The organism is Streptomyces sp. NPDC030840, from assembly GCF_055572015.1.
In genome coordinates, this window is sequence record NZ_JBVIEE010000005.1 from 170,163 (window position 1) to 192,948 (window position 22,786).

The 22,786-nt window shown below is 72.5% G+C and carries 20 protein-coding genes and 2 pseudogenes; 13 read left to right on the forward strand and 9 right to left on the reverse strand.

What is annotated here, in order from left to right:
- Positions 1–375 precede the first annotated feature (375 nt).
- On the forward strand, positions 376–2,931 hold the full coding sequence (locus tag ACZ49J_RS13730) for a SpoIIE family protein phosphatase (RefSeq protein ID WP_467447834.1): 2,556 nt from the start codon (positions 376–378) through the stop codon (positions 2,929–2,931).
- A gap of 144 nt (positions 2,932–3,075) precedes the next feature.
- On the opposite strand, the pseudogene ACZ49J_RS13735 reads toward ACZ49J_RS13730, so the two are convergent.
- The 5 genes and pseudogenes from ACZ49J_RS13735 to ACZ49J_RS13755 all read right to left on the reverse strand — a co-directional run.
- A pseudogene (locus tag ACZ49J_RS13735) lies at positions 3,076–3,321 on the reverse strand (FAD-dependent oxidoreductase); the annotation flags it as partial.
- A 375-nt stretch (positions 3,322–3,696) separates the two neighbouring features.
- Positions 3,697–3,807 (reverse strand): AMP-binding enzyme, encoded by a 111-nt coding sequence (locus ACZ49J_RS13740; RefSeq protein WP_467447836.1) that lies wholly within the window; start codon positions 3,805–3,807, stop codon positions 3,697–3,699.
- 65 nt (positions 3,808–3,872) lie between these two features.
- Positions 3,873–5,160: pseudogene (locus tag ACZ49J_RS13745) on the reverse strand (long-chain fatty acid--CoA ligase).
- A 189-nt stretch (positions 5,161–5,349) separates the two neighbouring features.
- On the reverse strand, positions 5,350–5,877 hold the full coding sequence (locus tag ACZ49J_RS13750) for an NUDIX hydrolase family protein (RefSeq protein ID WP_467447837.1): 528 nt from the start codon (positions 5,875–5,877) through the stop codon (positions 5,350–5,352).
- Positions 5,878–6,023: 146 nt separating this feature from the next.
- The gene (locus ACZ49J_RS13755; RefSeq protein ID WP_467447838.1) at positions 6,024–7,082 is read right to left on the reverse strand and encodes a heme/hemin ABC transporter substrate-binding protein; all 1,059 of its coding nucleotides are present in this window, start codon (positions 7,080–7,082) and stop codon (positions 6,024–6,026) included.
- Positions 7,083–7,174: 92 nt separating this feature from the next.
- Here ACZ49J_RS13755 and ACZ49J_RS13760 point away from each other — a divergent pair, with 92 nt between their 5' ends.
- The 11 genes from ACZ49J_RS13760 to ACZ49J_RS13810 all read left to right on the forward strand — a co-directional run bounded on the left by ACZ49J_RS13760 (position 7,175) and on the right by ACZ49J_RS13810 (position 19,548).
- Complete coding sequence (locus tag ACZ49J_RS13760) at positions 7,175–7,930, forward strand: hypothetical protein (protein ID WP_467447840.1); 756 nt, start codon at positions 7,175–7,177, stop codon at positions 7,928–7,930.
- Between the two features lie 80 nt (positions 7,931–8,010).
- Positions 8,011–8,991: an HtaA domain-containing protein gene (locus ACZ49J_RS13765; protein WP_467447842.1), complete on the forward strand. Its 981-nt coding sequence runs from the start codon at positions 8,011–8,013 to the stop codon at positions 8,989–8,991.
- 129 nt (positions 8,992–9,120) lie between these two features.
- Positions 9,121–9,660, forward strand: a complete 540-nt coding sequence (locus tag ACZ49J_RS13770) for a hypothetical protein (protein ID WP_467447843.1) — start codon at positions 9,121–9,123, stop codon at positions 9,658–9,660.
- 90 nt (positions 9,661–9,750) lie between these two features.
- Positions 9,751–12,345, forward strand: a complete 2,595-nt coding sequence (locus ACZ49J_RS13775; RefSeq protein ID WP_467447844.1) for an immunoglobulin I-set domain protein — start codon at positions 9,751–9,753, stop codon at positions 12,343–12,345.
- A gap of 145 nt (positions 12,346–12,490) precedes the next feature.
- On the forward strand, positions 12,491–13,138 hold the full coding sequence (locus ACZ49J_RS13780; RefSeq protein ID WP_467447846.1) for a helix-turn-helix domain-containing protein: 648 nt from the start codon (positions 12,491–12,493) through the stop codon (positions 13,136–13,138).
- Positions 13,139–13,183: 45 nt separating this feature from the next.
- Complete coding sequence (locus ACZ49J_RS13785; RefSeq protein ID WP_467447848.1) at positions 13,184–14,518, forward strand: M24 family metallopeptidase; 1,335 nt, start codon at positions 13,184–13,186, stop codon at positions 14,516–14,518.
- Complete coding sequence (locus tag ACZ49J_RS13790) at positions 14,518–15,513, forward strand: thiamine pyrophosphate-dependent dehydrogenase E1 component subunit alpha (protein ID WP_467447849.1); 996 nt, start codon at positions 14,518–14,520, stop codon at positions 15,511–15,513. Before ACZ49J_RS13785 ends, ACZ49J_RS13790 begins: the two co-directional genes overlap by 1 nt.
- Positions 15,501–16,511 (forward strand): alpha-ketoacid dehydrogenase subunit beta, encoded by a 1,011-nt coding sequence (locus ACZ49J_RS13795; protein WP_467447850.1) that lies wholly within the window; start codon positions 15,501–15,503, stop codon positions 16,509–16,511. Before ACZ49J_RS13790 ends, ACZ49J_RS13795 begins: the two co-directional genes overlap by 13 nt.
- Before the next feature lie 69 nt (positions 16,512–16,580).
- Positions 16,581–17,942 carry an amidohydrolase family protein gene (locus tag ACZ49J_RS13800; protein ID WP_467447851.1) on the forward strand — a complete coding sequence of 454 codons (1,362 nt, stop codon included), beginning with the start codon at positions 16,581–16,583 and terminating at the stop codon, positions 17,940–17,942.
- A complete protein-coding gene (locus tag ACZ49J_RS13805; protein WP_467447852.1) occupies positions 17,939–18,868 on the forward strand; it encodes a cupin domain-containing protein in 930 nt (309 codons plus the stop codon). The genes ACZ49J_RS13800 and ACZ49J_RS13805 overlap by 4 nt, the downstream gene beginning before the upstream one ends.
- Complete coding sequence (locus ACZ49J_RS13810; RefSeq protein WP_467447853.1) at positions 18,865–19,548, forward strand: SDR family oxidoreductase; 684 nt, start codon at positions 18,865–18,867, stop codon at positions 19,546–19,548. The genes ACZ49J_RS13805 and ACZ49J_RS13810 overlap by 4 nt, the downstream gene beginning before the upstream one ends.
- An 83-nt stretch (positions 19,549–19,631) precedes the next feature.
- Here ACZ49J_RS13810 and ACZ49J_RS13815 read toward each other — a convergent pair whose 3' ends face one another.
- Genes ACZ49J_RS13815 through ACZ49J_RS13830 form a run of 4 tightly spaced genes read right to left on the reverse strand, consistent with a single transcriptional unit; the run spans position 19,632 to position 21,438 of the window.
- Positions 19,632–20,276, reverse strand: a complete 645-nt coding sequence (locus ACZ49J_RS13815; protein ID WP_467447854.1) for an endonuclease — start codon at positions 20,274–20,276, stop codon at positions 19,632–19,634.
- Positions 20,277–20,307: 31 nt separating this feature from the next.
- Positions 20,308–20,646 carry a DUF3140 domain-containing protein gene (locus ACZ49J_RS13820; protein ID WP_467447855.1) on the reverse strand — a complete coding sequence of 113 codons (339 nt, stop codon included), beginning with the start codon at positions 20,644–20,646 and terminating at the stop codon, positions 20,308–20,310.
- Between the two features lie 37 nt (positions 20,647–20,683).
- A complete protein-coding gene (locus tag ACZ49J_RS13825; protein ID WP_467447857.1) occupies positions 20,684–21,166 on the reverse strand; it encodes a Dps family protein in 483 nt (160 codons plus the stop codon).
- Positions 21,163–21,438 carry a WhiB family transcriptional regulator gene (locus tag ACZ49J_RS13830; RefSeq protein ID WP_467447858.1) on the reverse strand — a complete coding sequence of 92 codons (276 nt, stop codon included), beginning with the start codon at positions 21,436–21,438 and terminating at the stop codon, positions 21,163–21,165. Before ACZ49J_RS13830 ends, ACZ49J_RS13825 begins: the two co-directional genes overlap by 4 nt.
- A 236-nt stretch (positions 21,439–21,674) precedes the next feature.
- On the opposite strand from ACZ49J_RS13830, the gene ACZ49J_RS13835 reads away from it, so the two are divergent.
- A complete protein-coding gene (locus ACZ49J_RS13835; protein WP_467447859.1) occupies positions 21,675–22,781 on the forward strand; it encodes an NAD(P)/FAD-dependent oxidoreductase in 1,107 nt (368 codons plus the stop codon).
- The last annotated feature ends 5 nt before the right edge of the window (positions 22,782–22,786 follow it).

Consider the following 22,786-nt stretch of genomic DNA (forward strand, 5'->3'; position numbering starts at 1 on the left):
GGTCGGGGACCGCGCGCAGGTATACCGGAAGCGTGGGGCGGGAAGGTCACCCGTCACCTCCCTGCACCGGGACACGTGAACTCGTATACCTGATTATCAACCCATATGCCGGGTAAGAGTAGAAGATTCAGGTCTGGAGTGCGGTCGAAGCCCTGCCGTCGGCGACCGGCCCGCGACCACATCCTGTTCGCCCTGGCGCACAGGGGCGGTGTGCGTGGCGCCCGGCAGCGTCGGTCACCGCCGTCACTCCGCTCGCCCGGAAGCGCTCGTCCGGGACGCGACCCCGCGCCCTAGGCTGGAAGGCGGCGCTTTCGGACATGAACCGGTTCGTCCGAGGAACACAGTCGCAGGGGCCCTGCGACGAGGTGAGTGACGATGCGTTCGAGCAGTGACACCCCGCGACCGGCGGGCGGAGAAGGGCAGGCCGTCGACCCGGCGGACGCCGTCGCCGCCGTCGACGCGCACGGCCGGGTCACGGCGTGGAACCCGGGCGCCCGGCGGTTGCTCGGCTACGCGCCGGCCGAGATCCTTGGCCGTCCCGCGTCCCGCCTGCTGGCCGCGGGCCCGTCCCCGGCCGCCCTGCGGCGTGCCGCCGCGTCGCAGAGCTGGAGCGGCCGCGTCCCCCTGAGGCACCAGGACGGCCACCGCCTGGACGCGGACCTGCGGGCATGGTCGGCGCCCGCCGCCGGCGGACGGCCGCAGTGGTTCGTCGTCCACTCGCCGTCGCCGACCGCGGGCGCGGACCACGACGCGCGGCTGGTGGAGTGGGCGTTCACACGGTCCCCCCTCACGATGTCGATCTACGACGTCGACGGCCGGATCCTGCGGATGAACGCCGAGACCTGCCGCCTGCTCGGCCTCGACGAGCACCAGGTTCTCGGGCGCCTCGTCGAGGACCTCCACCGTGAGGTCCAGGGGAGGGGAGCGGCCCTCCCCGCGCTGTCCGGGCAGGTGACCGAGACGTTGCGCTCGGTGGCCCGGACGGGCCGGGCGGTCCGCTACGAGGTCTCCGCGCCCACGGCGGCCGGGTCCGGGAAGCCGACCTGGTGGGCGGTCACCCTGTCACCCGTGACGGATCCGGACGGCCGGATCCACGGAGTGTCCACGGCCGGATACGACATCACGGGGCAGTACGAGGCGCGGGAGCGGCTGGCCGTGCTCAACGAGGCCAACGCCCGGATCGGCAGCAGCCTGGACGTGGCGCGGACCGCGGACGAACTCGCCGACATGGCCGTCCCGCGCCTTGCCGACTTCGTCAGCGTCGATCTGCTCGACTCCGTGCTGCACGGCGGAGAACCCCTCTCGGGCCCGGTGGTGGGCACCATCTCCCTGCGCCGGGTCGCCCACCGGTCCGTGACCCGGGGCGCGCCCGAGGCCGTGGTCGAGCTGGGCGCGGTGGACGCCTACCCGGACTTCTCACCCCCTGCCCGCTCGCTGGCCTCCGGCCTGCCCGTGCTGAGCGCGAAGGGAGACGACGACTTCGACCGGTGGACCCGGAGGGACCCCGCAAGGGCCGCCCGGGTACGCGACTACGGGTTCCACTCCGTGATGTCGATCCCGGTGCGGGCCCGCGGCACCACGCTCGGCGTGGCCGTCTTCATCCGCCGGCGCCCGGAGCCCTTCGCGCCGGACGACCTGGTCCTGGCCGGCGAGATGGTGGGCAGGGCGGCCGTCTGCGTCGACAACGCCCGCCGGTACACCCGCGAGCGGGCCACCGTGCTGGGCCTTCAGCGCAGCCTGCTCCCGCGGCAGCTGCCGCAGCAGCCGGCCGTCGAGGTCGCCACGCGCTATCTGCCCGGCAGCACCCAGGCCGGCGTCGGCGGCGACTGGTTCGACGTGATCCCGCTGTCCGGCGCCCGGGTCGCCCTCGTCGTCGGTGACGTCGTCGGGCACGGGATCCAGGCGTCGGCGGCCATGGGACGGCTGCGCATCGCCGTGCGTACCCTCGCCGACGTCGACCTCGCCCCCGATGAGCTGCTCACCCAGCTGGACGACCTGGTCATCCGCCTGGCCGCGGAGAGCGGCGGCACGGTCGGCGACGGCCGGGACGGAGGCGGCGACCGCACGGAGAGGGTCGACACCAACGGGACCGGTCTCACCGGGACCACGGAGGTCCCCGCTGCTGTGGAGGGCCTCGGGAGACCGGAGACCGAGGACACGGCCGCGGACATGGGGGCAACCTGTCTGTACGCGGTGTACGACCCCGTCACCCGGCACTGCACCATCGCCCGGGCGGGCGGTCCCGTTCCCGCTCTCGCCCGGCGGGACGGCACGGTGGAACTGCTCGACGTCCCCGCCGGGCCCCGGCTCGGTGTCGGGGGCCTGCCCTTCGAGGCCACCGAACTGGAACTGCCCGAGGGCAGCCTGCTCGCCCTGTTCACCGACGGCCTGATCAACGCCCGGGCCGGCAACCTCGACGAACTGTGCCATGTTCTGTCCCAGGGCCCCTTGCGGGACTTGGAGGACACCTGCGACACCGTCCTGGAGAGGCTGCTCCCCGCACTGCCCGCGGACGACGTCGCCCTGCTCGTCGCGCGTACGCGCGCCCTCGGCACCGACCGGATCGCCAGCTGGGACCTGTCCCAGGAGCCCTCGGTGGTCGCCGACGCGCGTAAGGCGACCACCGACCAGCTGGCGCACTGGGGGCTGGACGAACTCACGTTCACCACCGAGCTCGTCGTCAGCGAACTGGTCACCAACGCCATCCGGCACGCGGAGGCCCCCATCCGGCTGCGGCTCATCCAGGACCAGTGCCTGATCTGCGAGGTCGCCGACGGGAGCAACTCCGCGCCGCACCCGCGCAGGGCCCGCAGTCTCGACGAGGGCGGCAGGGGCCTGCTGCTCGTCGGCCAGCTCACCGACCGCTGGGGCACCCGTCACACACCCACCGGAAAGATCATCTGGACGGAGCAGTGCCTCCCGGCGGCCTGACCAGTGCCTCCCGGCGGCCTGGATCCGGGTAGTCCACCCCGGCGGTGTCCAGCGGGTTCTGGTCGCCGTACAGCCGACCCGACGCCGACTCCGGCAGTCGCGACGAGCCTCCTGAAGGTTTGTCAGTAAATATCATGCTAGACGTTCCGTGCCGGAGCCGTCCAGCAGGCGCATCGTGGTCAGTGGGAAACCGGCGCCGGTGACCGCCGCCGATGCGTCCAACTGCGCGAGGGCCCGCATGCCGTTGTCCGCGAGCGTGAGGAACGCTCCGATGTCCTCGGCCGAGTCGGGGTGTGCCTCGTACACGGCGACGTCGCACCCGGCCTTGTGCAGGGCCAGCGCCGCTGCCGTACCGGCCGTCCCGCCTCCGACGACGATGATCCGCGCCACTCACTGACTCCCCCCGGGTACCGCGCGGGCCCGGTCGGCCGCGCGGATGTCCAGGTGAACGTACCGGCCTCGGTGGGGAGTTCCGCACCCGCGCGGCACGCCTGACGCGACCCCGGTCACCCCGAGGCCGGTCCTGTCGCCGGGCTCGTCCTCGGCGGACAGGGAGGCGTCGTACGTGCCCGGGCGCGGTTCGAGGACGCGGCTGATGAGGAAGCCGCCGCGCAGGCCGAGGACCAGACTGGTTGCGCGGTGAAGCGGTAGTTGACGAGCAGGTGCAGGTCGAGGCCATCGGCGGCGGGCAGGACGGCGGCCGCCTGCCGCGAGATGGAGGAGACCAGCCGGGTGCTGTCCGGCGTGCGCGAGGTCCGCTCTCGATCACGACGGCCCGCGCTGCGGGTCGACGCCCTCGGGTCCCGGTACCACGAAGGCCACCGGGAACTCGCCGAGCACCTCGTGCGGCCTGCCGACCACCACCGCGTCGGTCACACCGGGACAGTGGAGCAGGGCTTGTTCGACCTCCGCGGGGTGGATGTTCTCGCCACCGCGGATGATCAGTTCACTGACCCGGCCGGTGAGGACGAGATGATCGTGCCCGAGCGGCGGCCGAGGTCCCCGGTGCGGTACCAGCCGTCCTTCAGCGCGGCGTCCGTCGCCTCGGGCCGGCCGTGGTATCCGGCCATGAGGCTCGGCCCGCGCACCCAGATCTCACCCTCGTCGCCGTCCGCGACATCGTTGCCGGAGCCCGGGTCGACGACCCGCACCTCCATGCCCGGGACCGGCGGACCGCAGGAACCGTCGATCCTCGGACCCTCGGGCCGGTTCACCGCGATCATGCCGCAGGTCTCGGTGCTGCCGTACGCGTCGAGCAGGGGCGCTCCCAGCGCCTCCTCCACGGCCAGGCGAAGAGCCGGAGTGCTCGGCGCGCCCGCCACGACACAGATCCGCAGTCCGCCCGCCCCGGCCAACGGTGGCGCCGGGGGGGCGCCGGCCGACGCCAGCAGCCGGTGGCAGGTCGCGGGCACCCCCGCGAGGACCGTGTAGGGGCCGCCGAGGGCCGGGTATGGTTCGCGCGGTTCCCCCAACAGGCCGCCGGGCGGGAGGAGTTCGCCGGTGATCCGGGCGCTCGCGCCGACGGCGGTGACGCCCAGGACCGCGAGGGAGGGACCGAAGCTGTGGAACAGCGGCAGCGGCCAGAGGCCGGTCGTCCGGGGAGAGGCCGAAGAGGGGGGCGTAGCAGGCCGCCACCGACCACAGGGCGGCGCGCTGGGTGGACAACACACCCTTGGGGCGGTGGGTGGTTCCGGAGGTGTAGAGCATCCAGGCCGGCTCGTCGAGCCCGAGGTCGTCCCGGGGCGGTTCGCCGGGCTAGGCCGACTCGACCGCACTCCGCAGGAGGGCCGTGCCGGCGGGGGCGTCCACGGGGACCGGGTCCGTCTCGGTGAGCAGGACGCGGGGGAGGCCGGGCCGGGAACCGAGGGAGCGCAGCCGGGCGAGGTGCGCGGGATCGGTGACGACGAGCGAGGCGCCGCTGTCCTGGAGGAAGTGGGCGAGCTCGACGTCGGAGGACCGCGGATTGAGAGGCACCCCGATCGCCGCCGCCCTGACGACGGCGAGGAGGCTCTCCGCCATCTCCACGCGGTTGCCCAGGCAGATCGCGACCCGGTCACCGCGGCGCAGGCCGGTCCGGGCGACATACGCGGCCAGCCTGCCGGTGCGCCGCTCCAGCTCGGCGTAGCTGACGGCGCGTAAGTCGTCGGCGAACACCACGCGTTCCGGGGCTCGCGCGGCGTGTGCCTTCAGCGCTTCCGGCAGTGGCCGGATCAGCTCGTCATGACTCATGGTTCCCGCCCCTGGTTCCCTCTCCGCCCGTCCCCTTCAGCGCAGTTGTCCGAGCCTACGGGGGTGGCGACCACGTGATCGACATTGCGGCGATCGGCGTTTCGGCCGCTGTCGGGGCGGTGGTGCGGGCCCGCACCACCGCCCCCGCGGTACGCGGTACAGGGCCGGTCGCGGAACCGGCACCCCGGTTCAGGGCAGGCAGCCCACGTGGGCGAGGGCCTGCTTGAGGAGGACGCCCTGCCCGCCCGGCATCTCGTTCTGGACCAAGGGGTCCGCGGCTTCCTGAGGGCTGAACCAGACCAGGTCGAGGGCGTCCTGGCGGGGGCGGCAGTCGCCGGTCACCGGCACGATGTAGGCGAGGGCCACCGCGTGCTGGCGGGGATCGTGGAACGGGGTGATCCCCTGAGTCGGGAAGTACTCGGCGACGGTGAAGGGCTGGAGGGAGGCCGGGACCCGGGGCAGGGCCACCGGGCCGAGGTCCTTCTCCAGGTGGCGGAGCAGGGCGTCACGGACCCGCTCGTGGTGCAGCACCCGGCCCGAGACGAGGGTGCGGCTGACCGTCCCGTCCGGCCCGATGCGCAGCAGCAGCCCGATGCTGGTGACTTCGCCGCTGTCGTCGACTCGTACGGGCACGGCCTCGACGTACAGGATCGGCATCTGGGCGCGTGCCTGTTCGAGATCGTCGGGACTCAGCCAACCCGGCGTGGTTTCGGTCATGTCAGACATTGAATGATCGTACTTACAACGCGTCCTTGTTTTCGCGTATGGCGCTCCAGGTCACACATGACCCGCACCGGCCGTGCTCTCGCTGTTCGACGCGGGTTCGACGAGATCGTTCGGGTGGCGGTCACGTGCGGGTGAGGTCACTTGTGGACGCGGTCGACGAGGATGTCGATCACGAGCGGGGTGCGCGGACCGAAGCCGAGCAGGACCCCGTCCTCCAGGTCGACCACACGGCGGTCCAGGCCGGCCGGGGTCTCGCGGATGCCGGGGACGTCGAGTAGACCGTCGACGCCGCCGACCGACTCCAGGCCCTTGGTCATCATCAGGATCACATCAGGCTGGGCCCTGACGAGGGCCTCGCTGGTGATGGGGGTGAACGGCTTGTCGAGGCCGGAGTCGGTGCCCGCGTCCACCGCGCCCGCGGCCTCGATGAGCGAGTCCGCGCCGGAGCCCCTCCCCCCGATCAGGTAGACGGCCGCGCTGCCGCGCATGTAGAGGAAGGCGACCTTGGGCCGGCTGCCCTCGGGCACGCCCGCGCGGGCCTCGGCGAGGTCCTCGCTGATACGCCGGTTCAGGGCCTTGCCGGCCGCCGGGACGCCGAGTGCCTCGGCGGTCCGGGTCGTGCGGGTGGCGACGTCGGCCAGTTCCGTCGCCGGGTCCAGGACGACCACGGGGACGCCCGCGTCACGGATCTGGTCGATGGCCTCCGCGGGGCCGGTGTCGGTGTCGGCGAGCACCACGGTGGGCTTCAGCGAGAGCACGCTCTCCGCGCTCACGTCGTGGGCCTTGGTGACCAGGGGAAGCTTCCTGGCCTCCTTGAACGTGGCGGTGATGTCACGTCCGACGACACGGTCGCCGAGACCGAGGGTGAACACGATCTCCGCCACACCGCCGTTGAGGGGAAGGATGCGCGAGGCGTCCTCGACGGTGACCTTCCGGCCGTCGGAGGAGTCGACGGTCACCGGCAGCTCCGGCGTGGGCGCCTTGCCGTCGAGCGGCACGACGGAGTTCGTGGCGAGCTGCTTCGTGGCCGCCGCGGCGCGCGCGCTCGCGTCGGCCGGCGCCGCCGTGGTCCCGCTGTCGCCCCCGGTCGCGTCGCCGCCGCCCGCGCACCCGGAGACCGCCATCGCCACGGCGATGGCGAGAACAGCAACCCCTTTGGGGAACAAGGGCAGTTGGGCTCTTCCGTGAGTGCGCATCAGTCAGCCGTTCCCTCTCGCGGTGCGAACACATCGACGGATACCTTAGGTTAGCCTTACCTCAGTTGCCTATGGTGAGGGGGCTGGCACACATGTGTGGAAGAGGCGTACGGGCTCTGCGCGCCGGACCGGCGACGCTCGCCCTCGCTGGCGCCCTGGTGCTCTCGGCTGCGCCCGGCGCGGCGGCCGCCGCCGGCTCGGCGACCGGCCCCGAGGGGCAGGAACTGACCGTCTCGAAGGCGTCCGGTCTCGCCGAGGCGGGCGAGACGGTGACAGTGACCGGGGCGGGCTACAACACCGAGAAGGGCGTCTACGTGGCGTTCTGCGTCGACAACGGCGCGGGGAAGACACCCACGCCCTGTGTCGGCGGCGTCGACATGTCGGGGGAGTCGGGCGCCTCGGTGTGGGTCTCCTCCAACCCTCCCTCGTACGGGGAGGGGCTGGCCACGCCCTACGAGGGGAGCGGGCACAACGGCTCCTTCTCGGTGCGGATCAAGGTGCGCGCCAAGGACGCCAACACCGACTGCACCAGGTCCGGCGTGACCTGCGCCGTGATCACCCGCAACGACCACACCCGGGGCGGCGACCAGAGCCAGACCGTCCGGATCCCGGTGACCTTCGGCGCCGGCGGCGGCACGGGTGAGCCGTCGGCGAACGCGACCGCGGGCACCGGCACGACCTCGGCCGACGGCACCGGAACCGGCACAAGCGCCTCGGACGGCCCGCTCGCCGGCACCGGCAGCGGGGCCGCCCTGCCCGTCGGGCTGGCCGCGGCGGGCCTCGTGACCGCCGGCGGCCTGACCTGGCTGTGGGCGCGCCGACGGCGCGGTGGAGCGACGGCGAACTGAACCCATGCCGGCGAAGTGAACCGGACAAGCGTCATGAACCCGCGTGCCGTGAACCGGTGCGTCATGGACCAGGGGACGAGATGAACAGAAGAGTGGGCGCCGCCGTCCTGGCCGGAGGGGTGCTGATGGCCCTCCTCTGCCAGTCGCCGGCGGCAGCCGAAGAAGGTGTCCAGGCTCCGCGCGAGGTGTCGGGAGGGTACGCGAGCTGGGCGGTCGCCGAGGGTGTCTCGGCGACCGCCGGGAAACCCGCCGTCTCAGGTGCGGGAGGCCGGAGTTGGCTGCCCGTGACCGGCGGCACCGCCGACCCGGCGTCCGGCGGCGCGACCGTGGACCTGGCGGGTGGGCTGGAGCTCTCCGTGAAACGGAGGACGTCCAGCACCCTGACCCTGGACGCCCTGCGGCTGCGCCTGGACGACGGGGCGGGAACACTCCGCGCACGCACGGAACTCGCGGGACGTACTGGCCAACTCGTCCTTGCCGACGTGCGGTTGGGAGAGGCATCACCGGTCGTACGCGGCGCCGGGGCCACCTGGACCGGTCTGCGCGTCGCGCTGACGGCCGAGGGCGCCGAACTGTTCTCCTCCTGGACCGGGGCGCCGTACGAGGAAGGCGGCGAACTCGCCCCGCTCGACGTCACCGTGGGCCTGCCGAGCGGCAAAGGGGAGCCGGCCCCGGCGCCACCGAGCGATCCCGTGCCGGAGCCGGAGCCGGAGCCGGAGCCGGAGCCGGTGCCGGAGCCGGTGCCGGAGTCCGAGCCGAAACCGGACCCCGAGTCACGGCAGCGCGCCGAACCGGCGCCCCTCTCGGCGGCCGTGGCTCACCCGGCGGTCGAGCCGGGCGGCGAACAGCTGGTCACGGGCGCCGGATTCGAACCCGGAGAGGTGGTGCTCGTCGCGATCGACGACGACACCCGTTACGACGTGGTGGCGGACGACTCGGGGCGCGTGTCCCAGGAGTTCCCGGTGTACTCCACGGCGGCCGAGGGTGCCCACGCGGTGGAGCTGCGCACCGTGTCGGGTGGCGGTGCCGCCACGGCGGAGTATGCCGTCCGGCATCCCTAGGTGCGCCAATTTCCGTCACAGGAAGGCGAGTTGGTGACTCGCCTCGCTGTTGACAACCTCACGGACTTCATACTTAGGTTTGCCTTACCTAAGTTTGCGCTCCGCATCGAGAAGGGTGCCCCTCCGACCATGAGACCTCTGCCGCCCGCCCGTACCGCCGCCCGCGCGGGCCTCGCCCTCGCGGCCTCCGCCGCGCTCACGCTGGGCCTGGCCACCTCGGCCTCCGCCGCCACCTCGACCCGCACGGTCACCGACGGGGGCACCACCTACAACCTGTCGCTGACCTCGCCCGGCACGGCCGCCGCGGCGGGCCAGGTCATCACGGTCACGGGCTCCGGCTACAACACCGGTCAGGGCGTCTACGTGGGCCTGTGCGTGGTCGACGGGGCGCAGGGCGCGGCCAAGCCCACCCCCTGCCTCGGCGGTCAGGACGAGTCCGGCTCGACCGGCGCCTCGCACTGGGTCAACAACACCTTCGGCGGCATGTTCGCCAACAGCTCGAAGTTCGGTACGGGCGGCACGTTCAGCGTGCGGATCTACGTGAAGGCCACCCTCGAGGACGGCAGCGTCTGCGGCGAGGACGTCACCTGTGCCGTCGTCACGCGCGCCGACCACTTCGACACAGGCGACCGCAAGTACGACGTCCACGTACCGATCGCCTTCCAGTAACCGCCTCTCAGGCCGGGCCCCGCGTCACCGGGGCCCGGCCCTCGACGTCTCCCCGGGTGCCGGGCGCGCCCGGCAAGTGAGGACCATTCCATGGCAGTTGACACGTCGGCCCCGTCCCGGCCGGGTCGTGCCACCAGCACGCGCACCAGGCGCGGACGCCCGGCCGCGCTCCTCGGTGCCGCCGGGCTCGTGCTCGCCTCCGTCGCCGTGGGCTCCGCCGCGCAGGCCGCCGACACGCCGAGGACGGCGCTCGGCGAGGACGGGCAGAAACTCACGGTGTCCGCGTCCGCGAACCTGGACCCCGACGGCGAGACGCTCCGCGTCACCGGCGAGGGCTACGACCCGGCCAAGGGCATCTACGTCGCCCTCTGCAAGGACAACGGCGACAACCGCATCCCCACCCCCTGCCTCGGCGGCGCCGACCAGACCGGCAGCGGCAGCGCCTCGAAGTGGATCGTCCCCCAGGGCGACCCCAACGAGGGCGAGCTCGCCCTCCCCTTCGGCGACGGCGGTACCTTCGACGTGGAGATCGACGTCGAGGCCAGGGACGGCGGCCTCGACTGCGCGCAGGTCACCTGCTCGGTCGTCACCCGTGTCGACCACCGCGCCGCCGGCGACCGCTCCCAGGACGTCCGCATCCCCGTCACCTTCGAGGGCCAGGACCCCGGCGGCGGGAACGACGGCGGCGACGGCGTCGACGTCCCGGCGGGCACCGTCAGCTACGTCAAGGGGGCCGAGTTCACGTCGGCCGGCAAGCCGCTGGACGTCCTGGTGCACCCCGAGTCGGGGAAGCTCTACGTCGGCGCCGACAACATCGCCGACACCGCGGACGTCAACGAGCAGGGCCTGTACGTCCTCGACGCCGGCGATGGCGCGGTCCGCAGCCACATCTCCCAGGCCCCCGGGGCGGGCGGCACACTCGGCGCCCGCAGGGTCCCGCAGGTCATCGCCCCGCTTCCCGGTGACGGAGTGGTCTTCCACTACCCGCTGCGCGGCATCGGCACCGCCAAGGACGGCGACACGGTGGCGAAGGGGATCTGGCTCGCCGCGCCGGGGGCGGTCACCGCGGCGGGGCCGGGCACCGACTCCTCCACCGTGCTGGTGCAACAGGGCGCGGCCCTCTCCGAGATCGAGACCGCCACCGGTACGGTCGAGCGCGCCCTGACCCTCGACGGCGGCACCCGGCTCGGCGTGGACACGGCCCGCGAGGCGGCCTGGACCGGCTTCCCGGGCGGGCGGCTGAGCCGTGTCGACACCGGCACGTTCACGGTGACCGCCTCGGCCGGGCTCCCGGCCGGAAGCCTCTGGTTCATCGCCCCCGACCCCGCCACCGGCAACGTCTGGGTGGGCAGCGAGAACTCCGTCCTCGTCTACGACAAGGACGCGAAGCTGGTGAAGACCCTCGACGGCGAGGACCGGGCGGCCGACGTCGCCTTCGACACCATCACCGGCCGCGCCTTCGTGGTGTGGCAGGACAGCGGTGACACGAGCACCGGCGGCGACAACAACGGCTCCCTCGCGGTGTACGACACGAAGACCTACGAGCGGGCCGCCGAGCCGGCCCGACTGCCCGGCAACCACGGCCAGACCGGCCAGGCCGCCGTCGCCGTCACCCCGGGCGGGACCGCCGTCCACGTCACCAGCCCGGCCGAGGGCAAGGTCACCAGGCTCGACCGCCGCATGTCCCCGAAGGTCACCCAGGCCCCGACGGACCGGACCGTCGCCCCCGGTGCCGAGGTCACCTTCGTCGCCGCCGCCGAGGGCGCACCGGAGCCCACGGTGAGCTGGCAGGTCAGCGGCGACGGCGGCCAGACCTGGTCCGCGGTCGAGGGGGCGACGAAGAACGCCTACTCCTTCACGGCGAAGGTGGCGCACGACGGCTACGAGTACCGTGCCGTGTTCACCAACACCGCCGGAACCACCCGCACCCCACCGGTCACCCTGACGGTCACGGGGTCCGGCGACGGCGATGGCGGCGGCGGGGGCGACGGAGACGGCGACGAGGAGGCCGCCCCCTCCGGTACGAAGACCGTCACCGGCCCCGAGGGCCAGAAACTCACCGTCACCCCGGTCAACAACCTCGCCACCGAGGACCAGACCCTCAGGATCACCGGCTCCGGCTACGACGAGGACAAGGGCGTCTACGTCGCCCTGTGCGTCGACAACGGCGGCGGAGAACTGCCCACGCCGTGCGTCGGCGGCGTCGACATGACCGGCACCTCGCACTCCTCCGCGTGGATCTCCTCCCACCCGCCCGACTACGGCGAGGAACTGGCGATCCCCTACGGCGACGGCGGCACCTTCGAGGTCGAGCTCACCGTGGACGCGAAGGACGAGTTCACCGACTGCTTCGAGGCGACCTGCGTCCTGGCGACCCGCGCCGACCACACCCTCTCCGGCGACCGCTCGCAGGACGTCAAGGTGCCCGTGAGCTTCGTCGGCCAGGACCCCGTGGACACCGACGAGGGGAGCGGCGGTACGGGCGGCGGGGACACCGCAGGCGCGAGCGGCGGGTCGGGCTCCACGTCCGGTCCGGGTTCCACCTCGGGCACGACCACCACCGGAGGCAGCCTCGCCACCACCGGCGTCACGGTCCTGACCCTGGCCTCCGTGGCCGCGCTGCTCACCGCGGCGGGCTGGTTCGCCTACCGGCGAGGGCGCGCGGGGACGGCAGGGAAGGCGTAGCCCGAAGAGGCTCCCCGCGGCCGGCGGGGAGCCTCTCGCTCGTCGGTGAGGTGATCGCTCCGTAGGTCGCGCGGCGCGCCGCCGCCGGTGCCCGCCGTCCTGTTCAATGGAGCTGTACAGCAGCCGTCTGCCGAGAGGAGTCACCGTGCCCCCTGCGGTCGTGCCGCCCGTCGGGGCGCGCATCCGGCAGGCGCGCGTGGAGCGCGGGATGAGCCTGCGGGCGCTGGCCCGTGAGATCGGGGTGTCCGCGAGCCTCGTCTCCCAGATCGAGACCGGCAAGAGCCAGCCGTCGGTCAGCACCCTGTACGCGATCACCACCGCGCTCTCGATCTCCGTGGAGGCGCTCTTCGACGCGCGGGAGACCGTCCCCACGGCTCCCGTGGCCCCCGCCTCCGCCGCGCCCCCGGCCGTGCTCCACGCCCTGGCCGCCTTCGCCGCGGACCCCGGCCGCCGCATCGGGCCGCTGGTCGGGGCGGGAGAGCGCGAGACGCTGGAGCTGGACTCGGGGGTCGTATGGGAGCGACTCGGTCATGTCCCGGGCACGGACGTGGACTTCCTGCTCGTGACCTACCGCCCCGGCGGCTCCTCGTCCGGCTCCGGCGGGCTGATGCGGCACGCGGGCACCGAGTACGGCTACCTGACCTCCGGCGAGCTGGTCCTCACCCTCGGATTCGAGGACTACACCGTCCGCCCCGGCGACGCGGTGTGCTTCGAGTCGACGACCCCGCACCGCTACCGCAACGACGGCGACGTACCCGCCGTCGGCGTCTGGTTCGTGTTCAGTACCACTTGACACTGCCTCCATGTGGTCGTTGACTCCGGAGTGGGGGTGGTCGCCATGGCGATCCGCACGTTCGGACCCAACGCCGTCGACTGGGAAGAGCGCATCGACCTGGACCGGCTGCGCAAGGAGCGCCTGTCCCGGCTGCACGGCGCACTGAACGACTCCTCCCTCGGAGCCGTGCTCAGCTTCGACTTCGCCAACATCCGCTACATGTCCGCGACCCACATCGGCACCTGGGCCATGGACAAGCTCATCCGCTTCGCGCTCCTCGTGCGCGGCGGCGAACCGATCGTCTGGGACTTCGGCTCCGCCGCACGCCACCACCAGCTCTACAACCCGTGGCTGGACTACAGCGACGGCAAGGAAGGCCCGCCGACCGGCGCCCGTGCGGGCATCTCCACCCTCCGGGGCGCCTTCCACCCGGACGCCGGGATCGCCGGGGACGTCGCCGCCAAGATCGCCACCGTGCTGCGCGAACACGGCCTCGCGAACGAGCCGCTCGGCGTAGACCTCGTCGAGATGCCGGTCCTCATGGCCCTGCGCGCCCAGGGCATCGACGTCGTCGACGGCCAGCAGGTCTTCCTCGCCGCCCGCCGCACCAAGACCCGCGACGAGATCTCCCTGCTCACCCAGGCCTGCGCGATGGTCGACGCCGCCTACGAGGAGCTGTACGGCTTCCTGCGGCCCGGCGTCCGCGAGAACGAGTGCGTCGGGCTCGTCAGCAAGGTCCTCTACGACCTCGGCAGCGAGTACGTCGAAGGGGTCAACGCGATCTCCGGCGAGCGTTGCTCGCCGCACCCCCACGTCTACAGCGACCGCCTGATCCGCCCCGGCGACCCCGCCTTCTTCGACATCCTGCACAGCCACCTCGGCTACCGCACCTGCTACTACCGCACGTTCGCCGTCGGCAGTGCCTCCACCGCACAGCGCGACGCCTACGTCCGCTGCCGCGCGTACATGGACGAGGCCATCGCCCTGGTGCGCCCGGGCGCCACCACCGCCGACATCGTCCAGGTGTGGCCGCGCGCCGAGGAGTTCGGCTTCCCCGACGAGACGGCCGCCTTCGCGCTCCAGTACGGCCACGGGGTCGGCCTGTCGATCTGGGAGAAGCCCATCTTCAGCCGCCTCGTCTCCCTCGACCACCCCGAAGTCCTCGAAGAGGGCATGGTGTTCGCGCTGGAGACGTACTGGCCGGCCGCCGACGGCTGGTCGGCCGCGCGCATCGAGGAGGAAGTCGTCGTCACCGCCGACGGCTGCGAGGTCATCACCAAGTTCCCCGCCGAGGAACTCCTCGTCGCGGGCCGCAAGTACTGGACGGTCGGCGGCGAGCTCAACACCCGCCGCGAGGCCCAGTCCCACCTCAACACCCGCAGGAACGGGAGCGCCTGATGACTACTCAGGTGAGGGACCAGGTGCAGGAGCTGCTCACCCTGTACGAGCGCATGGTCCTCGTGCGCCGTACGGAGAAGGCCGCCCACGACCTGTTCCTGTCCGGACTCGTCAAGGGCACCACCCACCTGGCCGCCGGACAGGAGGCGATCGCCGTCGGGGCGAGCGCCGCCCTGCGCGCCGACGACTACGTGTTCGCCACCTACCGTGGCCACCACCACGCCCTCGCCCGCGGCGCGACGCCCGAGGAGTGCCTCGCCGAGCTCATGAGCAGGGCCACCGGGCTGTGCCGGGCCAAGGGCGGCTCCATGCACCTCACCAAGGCCTCCACCGGCATGCTCGGCTCGTACGCCATCGTCGGCGCCCACCTGCCGATGGCGGTCGGAGCCGCCTGGTCGGCACGGCTGCGGGGAACCGGCCAGGTCGCGGTGGCCTTCTTCGGGGACGGCGCCACGAACATCGGAGCCTTCCACGAGGCCCTCAACCTGGCGGCGGTGTGGCAATTGCCCGTTTTGTTCGTCTGTGAAAACAATCTGTACATGGAGTACACGCCCATCGCCGACGTCACCGCGGTCGCGCGGCCGGCGGCCGACCGGGCGTGCGCCTACGGCATCCCCGGCGAGGTCGTCGACGGCAACGACGTCGTGCTCGTCCGGGACGCGGTGTTCCGGCTGGCGGAGCGGGCCCGGGCTGGAGACGGGCCCGCCCTGCTGGAGGCCGGGACCTACCGCCACTTCGGGCACAGCCGGGCCGACCCGGCGACCTACCGGCCGGCCGAGGAGGTCGAGCGGTGGCTGAAGCACGACCCCCTGGACCTCGCGCGCGGGCGCCTCACCGAGCTGGGGGTGCCGCGGCAGACCCTCGCCGACGCGGACGAGCGCGCACGTGACGTCGTACAGCGGGCCGTGGACGCCGCGAAGGCCGCGCCAGGACCCGATCCGCGCGAGGCGCTGACCGACGTGTGGGCGGACGGAGGTGCGGCATGGCGGACGTGATCGACGGCGGGCCGGCCACCGAGCGGCGGATCACCTACCGGGAGGCGGTCGCCGAGGGCATCGCGCGTGAGATGCGGCGCGACCCGGCGGTGGTGTGCCTCGGCGAGGACATCGGCGCCGCGGGCGGGGTGTTCAAGACGACGGTCGGGCTGCGGGAGGAGTTCGGGCCCGAGCGGGTGTGGGACACGCCCATCTCCGAACAGGCCATCGTGGGCGCCGCGATGGGTGCCGCGATGACCGGGATGCGGCCCGTCGCCGAGATCATGTTCTCCGACTTCCTGGCCTGTTGCTGGGACTACCTCGCCAACGAGATCCCGAAGGTCCGCTATATGACGGGCGGTCAGGTCACGGTGCCGCTCGTGGTGCGCACCGCGAACGGCGGCGGCCTCGGGTTCGGTGCCCAGCACTCGCAGGCCACGGAGAACTGGGCGTTCACGATCCCCGGCCTGAAGATCGCCGCACCGGCCACGCCAGCCGACGTGATCGGCATGATGGCGGCCGCCATCCGCAGCGACGACCCGGTGGTCTTCTTCGAGCACAAGGGACTCCTGGCGTCCAAGGGCGCGCCCCCGCCACCGGACCACTTCGTCGAACTGGGTCGCGCCGCCGTGGTCCGCGAAGGCGGTGACGTCACGCTCGTCGCCCTCGCCTCGATGGTGCCGGTGGCTCTGGAAGCCGCAGGGCGACTGGCGGAGTACGGCATCGAGGCCGAGGTCGTCGACCTGCGCTGCCTGGTCCCCCTGGACATGAGCACCGTCCTCGCCTCACTCGCCCGGACCTCGCGCCTCGTCACCGTCGAGGAGAACCCGTACCAGGGCGGCTGGGGCGGCACACTCGTCTCCATCGTGGCCGACGAGGGGTTCGGCCTGCTGGACGCGCCGGTCAGACGGGTCGCGGGGGAGTGCGTCCCGCTGCCGTTCGCGGACGCGCTGGAGGAGCAGGTGATACCCACCGTCGACAAGGTCGTGGTCACCGTGCGCGCTCTCGCCGCGTACTGAGCCCGGCCCCTGTCCCGAGCCGTACCCCCCCACCCCACCCGTACCGAAGACACCCTGGGAGGAAAGGCGATGACCCACCGGATGCTCCTGCGCTCGGGCCACGTCCTGACGATGGACCCGGCCATCGGGGACCTGCCCCAGGGCGACGTCCTCATCGAGGACGGAAAGATCACGGCCGTCGAGCGCGCGATCGACGCCGACGTGGACGCCGAAGTCCTCGACATGACCGGGAAGATCGTGATCCCCGGCTTCGTCGACACCCACCGCCACACCTGGGAGGCGCCCATCCGCGGCTGCGCCCCCGACGCGACCCTGGACGACTACTTCGTGGACGTCCTCGACACGTTCGCGCCCGTCTACACCCCCGAGGACGTGTACGCGGGCAACCTCGCGGGCACCCTGGAATGCCTCAACGCGGGCATCACCACGCTCGTCGACTGGTCCCACATCAACAACACCCCCGAGCACCCCGACGCCGCGATCCAGGCCCTCACCGAGACCGGCATCCGCGCCCAGTACGCCTACGGCAGCGCCAACACCTCGCTCTCCGACTACTGGTTCGACAGCAAGATCGCCATCCCGGGCGACGACGTACGCCGCATCCGCACCACGTACTTCGCCTCCGACAGCGGCCTGCTGACCATGGCCCTGGCCACCCGCGGACCCGGCTTCTGCACCAACGAGGTCGTCACCTCCGAGTGGGGCCTCGCGCGCGAACTCGGCATCCCCATCACCGTGCACGTCGCGATGGGCCGGCTGGCCGGCCGATTCGGCATGGTCAGACAGCTCCACGACCTCGGCCTGCTCGGCCCCGACACCACCTACGTCCACTGTTGCCACCTCCACGAGGACGAGTGGGGGATGGTCGCCGACAGCGGCGGCACCGTCTCCATCGCCGCCCAGGTCGAGACCCAGATGGGGCACGGCTGGCCCCCCGTGATGCAGGCGATCGAACACGGGCTGCGGCCGTCCCTGAGCATCGACGTCGTCACCACCGTGCCCGGCGACATGTTCACCCAGATCCGCGCCGCCTTCGGCGCCGAACGGGCCCGGGTCAACGCCGACTGCTGGCACGCGAACCTGCCCGTGCCCAGCACCATGCTGACGGCACGTCAGATGCTGGAGATCGCCACGCTCAACGGCGCCCACGTGGCCGGCCTGGAGGACCGCACCGGCTCGCTCACCCCCGGCAAACGCGCCGACGTGGTCGCCCTGGACGCCACCGCGCTCAACATGGTGCCGGTGCACGACGCCGTGGCCGCGGTCACCCTCTGCGCCGACGTGTCCAACGTGGACACGGTCATCGTCGACGGCGTGGTCCACAAACGCGACGGCCGGCTCCTCGCCGACGTCGCCCGCGCCCGCCACCTGGTGGAGGAGTCCCGCGACCGGCTGGTGGCCGCCACGGAGGCGAGGAAGCAGCAGGCATGACCAACCATGTGGTGCGGCGCGCCGCCGAAGCACCCCGACTGCCGCACGACAGCGGTGGCTTCCGGCGGTGGGCCGTCATCGGCGAGGAGGACGGCAGCGTCCACACCGGTTTCGGACTGTGCGAGCTGCGGCCCGACGGCCGGGTGGGCGCGCACGTCCACTCGTACGAGGAGAGCTTCCACATCCTGTCCGGGAGCGTGGTCCTCGACGTGCCCGACGGCTCGTACGTCCTCGAAGAGGGGGACTACGGGCTGCTCCCGACGGGCGTGCCGCACGCCTGGCGCGGCGCCGGGGACACCGCCGCCCGCTGGGCCGACATGCTGGCGCCGGTGCCACGCGCCCGCTACGGGTACGACACCCAGGCCGTGCCCGCGCTGGCGGAGCACGAGCCGGCGCGCATCGACGTCCGCGACCCCCGCACGCGCTCGTTCGGCCACTTCGAGGCCGCGCAGATGGACCCCGGGAAACAGTCCCAGGACCTCCTCGCCGTGTCGGCGAGCATGCGCACCGCGCTGCTCGTCTACAGCGGGATCACGGTGAAGATGATGGTGGACAGCGACCTCGGCGCGGTGGCCTCGACCATGTTCATGGTCCAGTACGCCCCCGACGGCGTCGCGGGCGCACACGACCACCCCTTCGAGGAGACGTATCTGATCCTGGAAGGCGCCGTGAACGCCACCTTCGACGGCGAGACGTACCTGCTCGGGCCCGGCGACACGGCCTGGGCGGGCGCCGGTTGCGTACACGGCTTCTCCAACGCTGGTGACACGCCGGTGCGCTGGCTGGAGACACAGGCCCCGCAGCCGCCGTCACGGCACTCGTACCGGTTCACCAGGGACTGGGAGTACCTGCGTGAGGCGCTGGGCAAGTCACGGGCGCCGCAAGGGTCACAGGAGCCGCAGGGCATGACGGAGGGGACACCGTGAGCAGCGTCGTCGTCATCGGCGGTACGTCCGGGATCGGCCGGGAGTTCGCCCGCCGCCGTGCCGAGCGCGGTGACCAGGTCGTCCTCACCGGGCGCGACGCGGACCGGGCCGCCACCGTCGCCAAGGAGGTCGGCGCGGCCCGCGGCCTCGGCCTCGACCTGTCCAGGCCGCACGACACGGCGGGTGCGCTCGCGGAGGTGGGCCGCGTCGACCACCTGGTCATCGCCGGCGTCTCCCGCGACGACAACCGTGTCACCGCGTACGACATCGACGCGGCCATCCACCTCGTCACCCTCAAACTCGTCGGCTACACGGAGGTCGTGCACGCCCTCCGGTCGCGGCTGCACGACGACAGCGCCATCGTGCTGTTCGGCGGCCAGGCGAAGGAGCGGCCCTATCCGGGCGCCACCACCGTGGCCACGGTCAACGCGGGCGTGACCGGCCTGGTGAACACCCTCGCCACCGAACTCGCCCCCATCCGCGTCAACGCCGTCCACCCGGGCGTCGTCGGAGACAGCCCGTACTGGTCGGACAAGCCCCACGACGCCCTGATCGCCAGGACGCCCACGGGCCGGCTGGCCACCATGGCGGACGTGGTCGACGCGGTGGACTTCCTGCTCGGCAACCGCTCGGTCAACGCGGTGAACCTCAACGTCGACGGGGGCTGGCTGCTGCGGTGACGCAGCGCTCACGCCCCCGCCGGACCGTGCCCGGCGGGGGCGTGAGCGGAGTGCCGTCCGTACCGGGCCCGCGCGGCAGCCGTTCACGCGGCGCGGCGCAGACAGTCCTCGGCCAGCTTCCTGTCCAGCGCCACCCGCACCAACGCGGCCGCCAGGACGGCAGGTTCGGTGCCGCTGGCCTGCCGCACCAGCTTGCCGGGATCGTCGGGGAGGTGGAGCCGGCGGGCGCCCGACAGGGCCTTCTCGTCGAGGTACGGGGCCACCTCCGGCCAGACCCGCTGGACCTCCCGCAGGAAGATGGAGACGCCTGCCGGGCCCATGCCGGGCACCTCCCGCAACAGACGGCCCAGTTCGCCGACGTCCCCGCCGGCCTCCTCCCGCAGGCGCCGCAGGTCGCCTCCCCAGCGCTCCCTCACCAGCTCGGCGCCCTCACCGAGCTGGGTGGCCGTGCGCTCGTCGTACCGGCGGTAGCCGCCGCGGCCGAGCGCGTCGACCCGCTGCTGCCAGGTGGCGTCCGCCATGCGGCGGGGGTCGCGCATCCCGGCGTCGTACAGGGCCCGCGCGGCCTCGACGGCGACGGAGGCGCGGATCCGGGCGCTCAGCAGACAGGCCAGCACGAGCAGGCGGTACAGCGGCTGGGGAGTGTCCCTGAGCCGGATGCCGGCCTCCTCGGCGTATGTGCGTCCCTGAGTGGCGACGAGTTCCTCGACCACGCGGTCACTGCCCATGGTCCCGCTCCTCTCCGCACGGTCGCCGCTCCTACTGCGGCGGCTTGAGCGGGTCGTGGCCCAGGGTCATCAGCCGGTGGCGGCGGGCGGTGTCCTCGGCCTCCGGTTCGTTCTCCTCGTCCTGCTGCGCGGTGACCGTGTCCACCACCTTGTACATCACCCGGATGTCGTCGTCGGTGAGGTCCGTGCGCCGCTTCTGCAGGATCGCCAGGACGTGCTGGCCCGTGGGCGTGCCCGCCTGTTCGGGCAGCGGTTCGTCGGCCTCGCCGGCGTCGCGGACCCGCAGCCACGCCGCCAGTTCCTGGGAGGTCATGTTCACCACGCGGTGGAACTCGTCCCACAGCGCGTCGAGTTCGAGGGCGTCGGTCATGGGGTGCCCCTTTCGTGCTGCGCGCCGGGCGTCGGACTCAGCCCTCGCGCGGGAAGTCCTCGGCCTGGAACATCCAGCGCTGCTTCTCCAGTTCGGCGGTGAGCGAGATCAGCAGGTCCTGGGTGACCCGGTCGGTGTGCTCGGTCGTCTCGATCCGGGTGCGCAGCCGCCCGATCGCCTCCTCCAGCGCCGCGACGAGGAGATGCACGACCTCGTTGTCGCGCAGCCACCCGTCCTTCGGGCCCTGCAGGGCGAACCGCGTCGCGACGGTCTCCGGGCGGCCGTCGGGTGCGATGCCGAGTGCCGCCGCACGTTCGGCCACCGCGTCGGCGTACGAACGGGCCGTGTCCACCACCTCGTCGAGCTGGAGGTGGATCGAGCGGAACCTCGGGCCCACGATGTTCCAGTGGGCCTGCTTTCCGATGAGTGAGAGTCCCAGCAGATCCACGAGGGTGTCCTGCAGGGCCTCCCCGGTGGCCCGGAGGGCGGGCTCGGGGAGCGTACTCGTCACCGCTGTCATCGTGCGTTACTCCTCGTCATCTCGTGCCGGGCCGGGACGTGGGTCCCGGCGGTACGGAGCAGCGCGGCGCGTTCCTCCTCGCACAGGCCGCCCCACACGCCCGTCGTCTGTCCGCTGCTGAGCGCCCAGGACAGGCACTGGCTGATCACCGGACAGCGGGAACAGACGCGCTTGGCGGCGGCGATGTCCCTGACAGCCGGACCCGAGGTACCCACGGGGAAGAACAGATCGGGGTCCTCGCCCACGCAGGCCGCATTCCGCAACCACTCCATGCCGGCGCGGGTGCCCAGGACGGATGGGGGAAAACACGGCGTCCCCCGGGGGGAGCCCGCCACCGTTCCCGGTGTGCCAGGGCATACGCCGGCACGCGCGCTGTCACTTCACAGAACCCACACGCGGCTCCAGGAAAATCTTTAAGTCTCAAGCGTTACGCTCACCGGCAATCGAGTGGACGGCAGCGGCCCGTCCGCGGTGCCACTCGCACCCCCCACAGCACAGGAGAATCGGTGTGTATGACGGCGACGTAGTGGTGATCGGCGGCGGCTACGCGGGCGTCCGGCTCGCGAAACGGCTGGACGGAATGGCACGGGTCACGCTGGTGGACCGCAAGGAGGTCTTCTTCCACCGCATCGCCTCCCTGCGCGCGGGAGTGCACCGGCCCTGGACGGTGACCCCCTTCATTCCGTACGACCGGCTGCTCCGCAACGGCCGCGTGGCCGTGGGCAAGGCGGTCCGTGTCGACACCGCCGAGCGGCAGGTGGTGCTGGCCACGGGCGAGCGGCTCAGTTACGACGTGGTGGTGATCGCCACCGGCGCCGACTACCCCGAACCGGCCCGCTTCGCCGGCTCCACCACGGAGGAGGCGGCCAAGTCGTTCGCCGAACACCAGCGGAACATCGCGGGCGCCGAACACGTCCTCGTCGTCGGCGGCGGGCCCTCCGGCGTCGAGCTCAGCGCCGAGATACGCCTGGCCCGGCCGGACGCCCGGGTCACGCTCGCCCACTCAGGACCGGCGCTGCTCAACCGCACGGGCAGCGCACGGGCCGGCCGCAAGGCGCAGGCCTGGCTGGAGTCCCACGACGTGGAGGTACGGCTCGACTCCTTCATGTCCCCCGGAAACGACTTCGGCACCTACCGCGACGCGCGCGGCACCGTCATCGAGGCCGACCTCTCCTACTGGGCGACCGGCACCACGCCGAACACGCTCTGGCTGCGGCTGGGAGGGCACGGCGGCTGGCTGAACCCGGCCGGGCACGTGAAGGTCGACCGGACACTGCGGGTCGACGGGCATCTGGACGTGTTCGCGGTCGGCGACGTCAACGACGCCACCGAACTCAAGATCACCCCGGCCGCGCTCGCCCAGGCGGACCTCGCCGCCTGGAACATCCGCGCCCACCTCCGCAGTTCGGGCAAGCACCGCAAGGAGCCCCGCCTGTACCGGCCCATCCACCGCACCCCGCTCATCGTGCCGTTCGGCCCGGCGGACGGAGTGACCATGCTGCCCGTGCCGGGCGGCGAGACCGCGGTCCTCGGCAGCCGCACCGCCACCCTCGCCAAGTCGAAGACCCTCATGACCCCCTACATGAGGCGCCAGCTCGGCTACACCGCGGCCTGACGAAG

Coding starts and splice junctions, on each gene's coding strand:
- ACZ49J_RS13805 (WP_467447852.1), top strand. CDS start 17,939: ATGACCAACCATGTGGTGCGGCGCGCCGCCGAAGCACCCCGACTGCCG.
- ACZ49J_RS13815 (WP_467447854.1), bottom strand. CDS start 20,276: ATGGGCAGTGACCGCGTGGTCGAGGAACTCGTCGCCACTCAGGGACGC.
- ACZ49J_RS13820 (WP_467447855.1), bottom strand. CDS start 20,646: ATGACCGACGCCCTCGAACTCGACGCGCTGTGGGACGAGTTCCACCGC.
- ACZ49J_RS13830 (WP_467447858.1), bottom strand. CDS start 21,438: ATGGAGTGGTTGCGGAATGCGGCCTGCGTGGGCGAGGACCCCGATCTG.
- ACZ49J_RS13775 (WP_467447844.1), top strand. CDS start 9,751: ATGGCAGTTGACACGTCGGCCCCGTCCCGGCCGGGTCGTGCCACCAGC.
- ACZ49J_RS13800 (WP_467447851.1), top strand. CDS start 16,581: ATGACCCACCGGATGCTCCTGCGCTCGGGCCACGTCCTGACGATGGAC.
- ACZ49J_RS13765 (WP_467447842.1), top strand. CDS start 8,011: ATGAACAGAAGAGTGGGCGCCGCCGTCCTGGCCGGAGGGGTGCTGATG.
- ACZ49J_RS13760 (WP_467447840.1), top strand. CDS start 7,175: ATGTGTGGAAGAGGCGTACGGGCTCTGCGCGCCGGACCGGCGACGCTC.
- ACZ49J_RS13750 (WP_467447837.1), bottom strand. CDS start 5,877: ATGACCGAAACCACGCCGGGTTGGCTGAGTCCCGACGATCTCGAACAG.
- ACZ49J_RS13785 (WP_467447848.1), top strand. CDS start 13,184: ATGGCGATCCGCACGTTCGGACCCAACGCCGTCGACTGGGAAGAGCGC.
- ACZ49J_RS13730 (WP_467447834.1), top strand. CDS start 376: ATGCGTTCGAGCAGTGACACCCCGCGACCGGCGGGCGGAGAAGGGCAG.
- ACZ49J_RS13795 (WP_467447850.1), top strand. CDS start 15,501: ATGGCGGACGTGATCGACGGCGGGCCGGCCACCGAGCGGCGGATCACC.
- ACZ49J_RS13770 (WP_467447843.1), top strand. CDS start 9,121: ATGAGACCTCTGCCGCCCGCCCGTACCGCCGCCCGCGCGGGCCTCGCC.
- ACZ49J_RS13790 (WP_467447849.1), top strand. CDS start 14,518: ATGACTACTCAGGTGAGGGACCAGGTGCAGGAGCTGCTCACCCTGTAC.
- ACZ49J_RS13755 (WP_467447838.1), bottom strand. CDS start 7,082: ATGCGCACTCACGGAAGAGCCCAACTGCCCTTGTTCCCCAAAGGGGTT.
- ACZ49J_RS13825 (WP_467447857.1), bottom strand. CDS start 21,166: ATGACAGCGGTGACGAGTACGCTCCCCGAGCCCGCCCTCCGGGCCACC.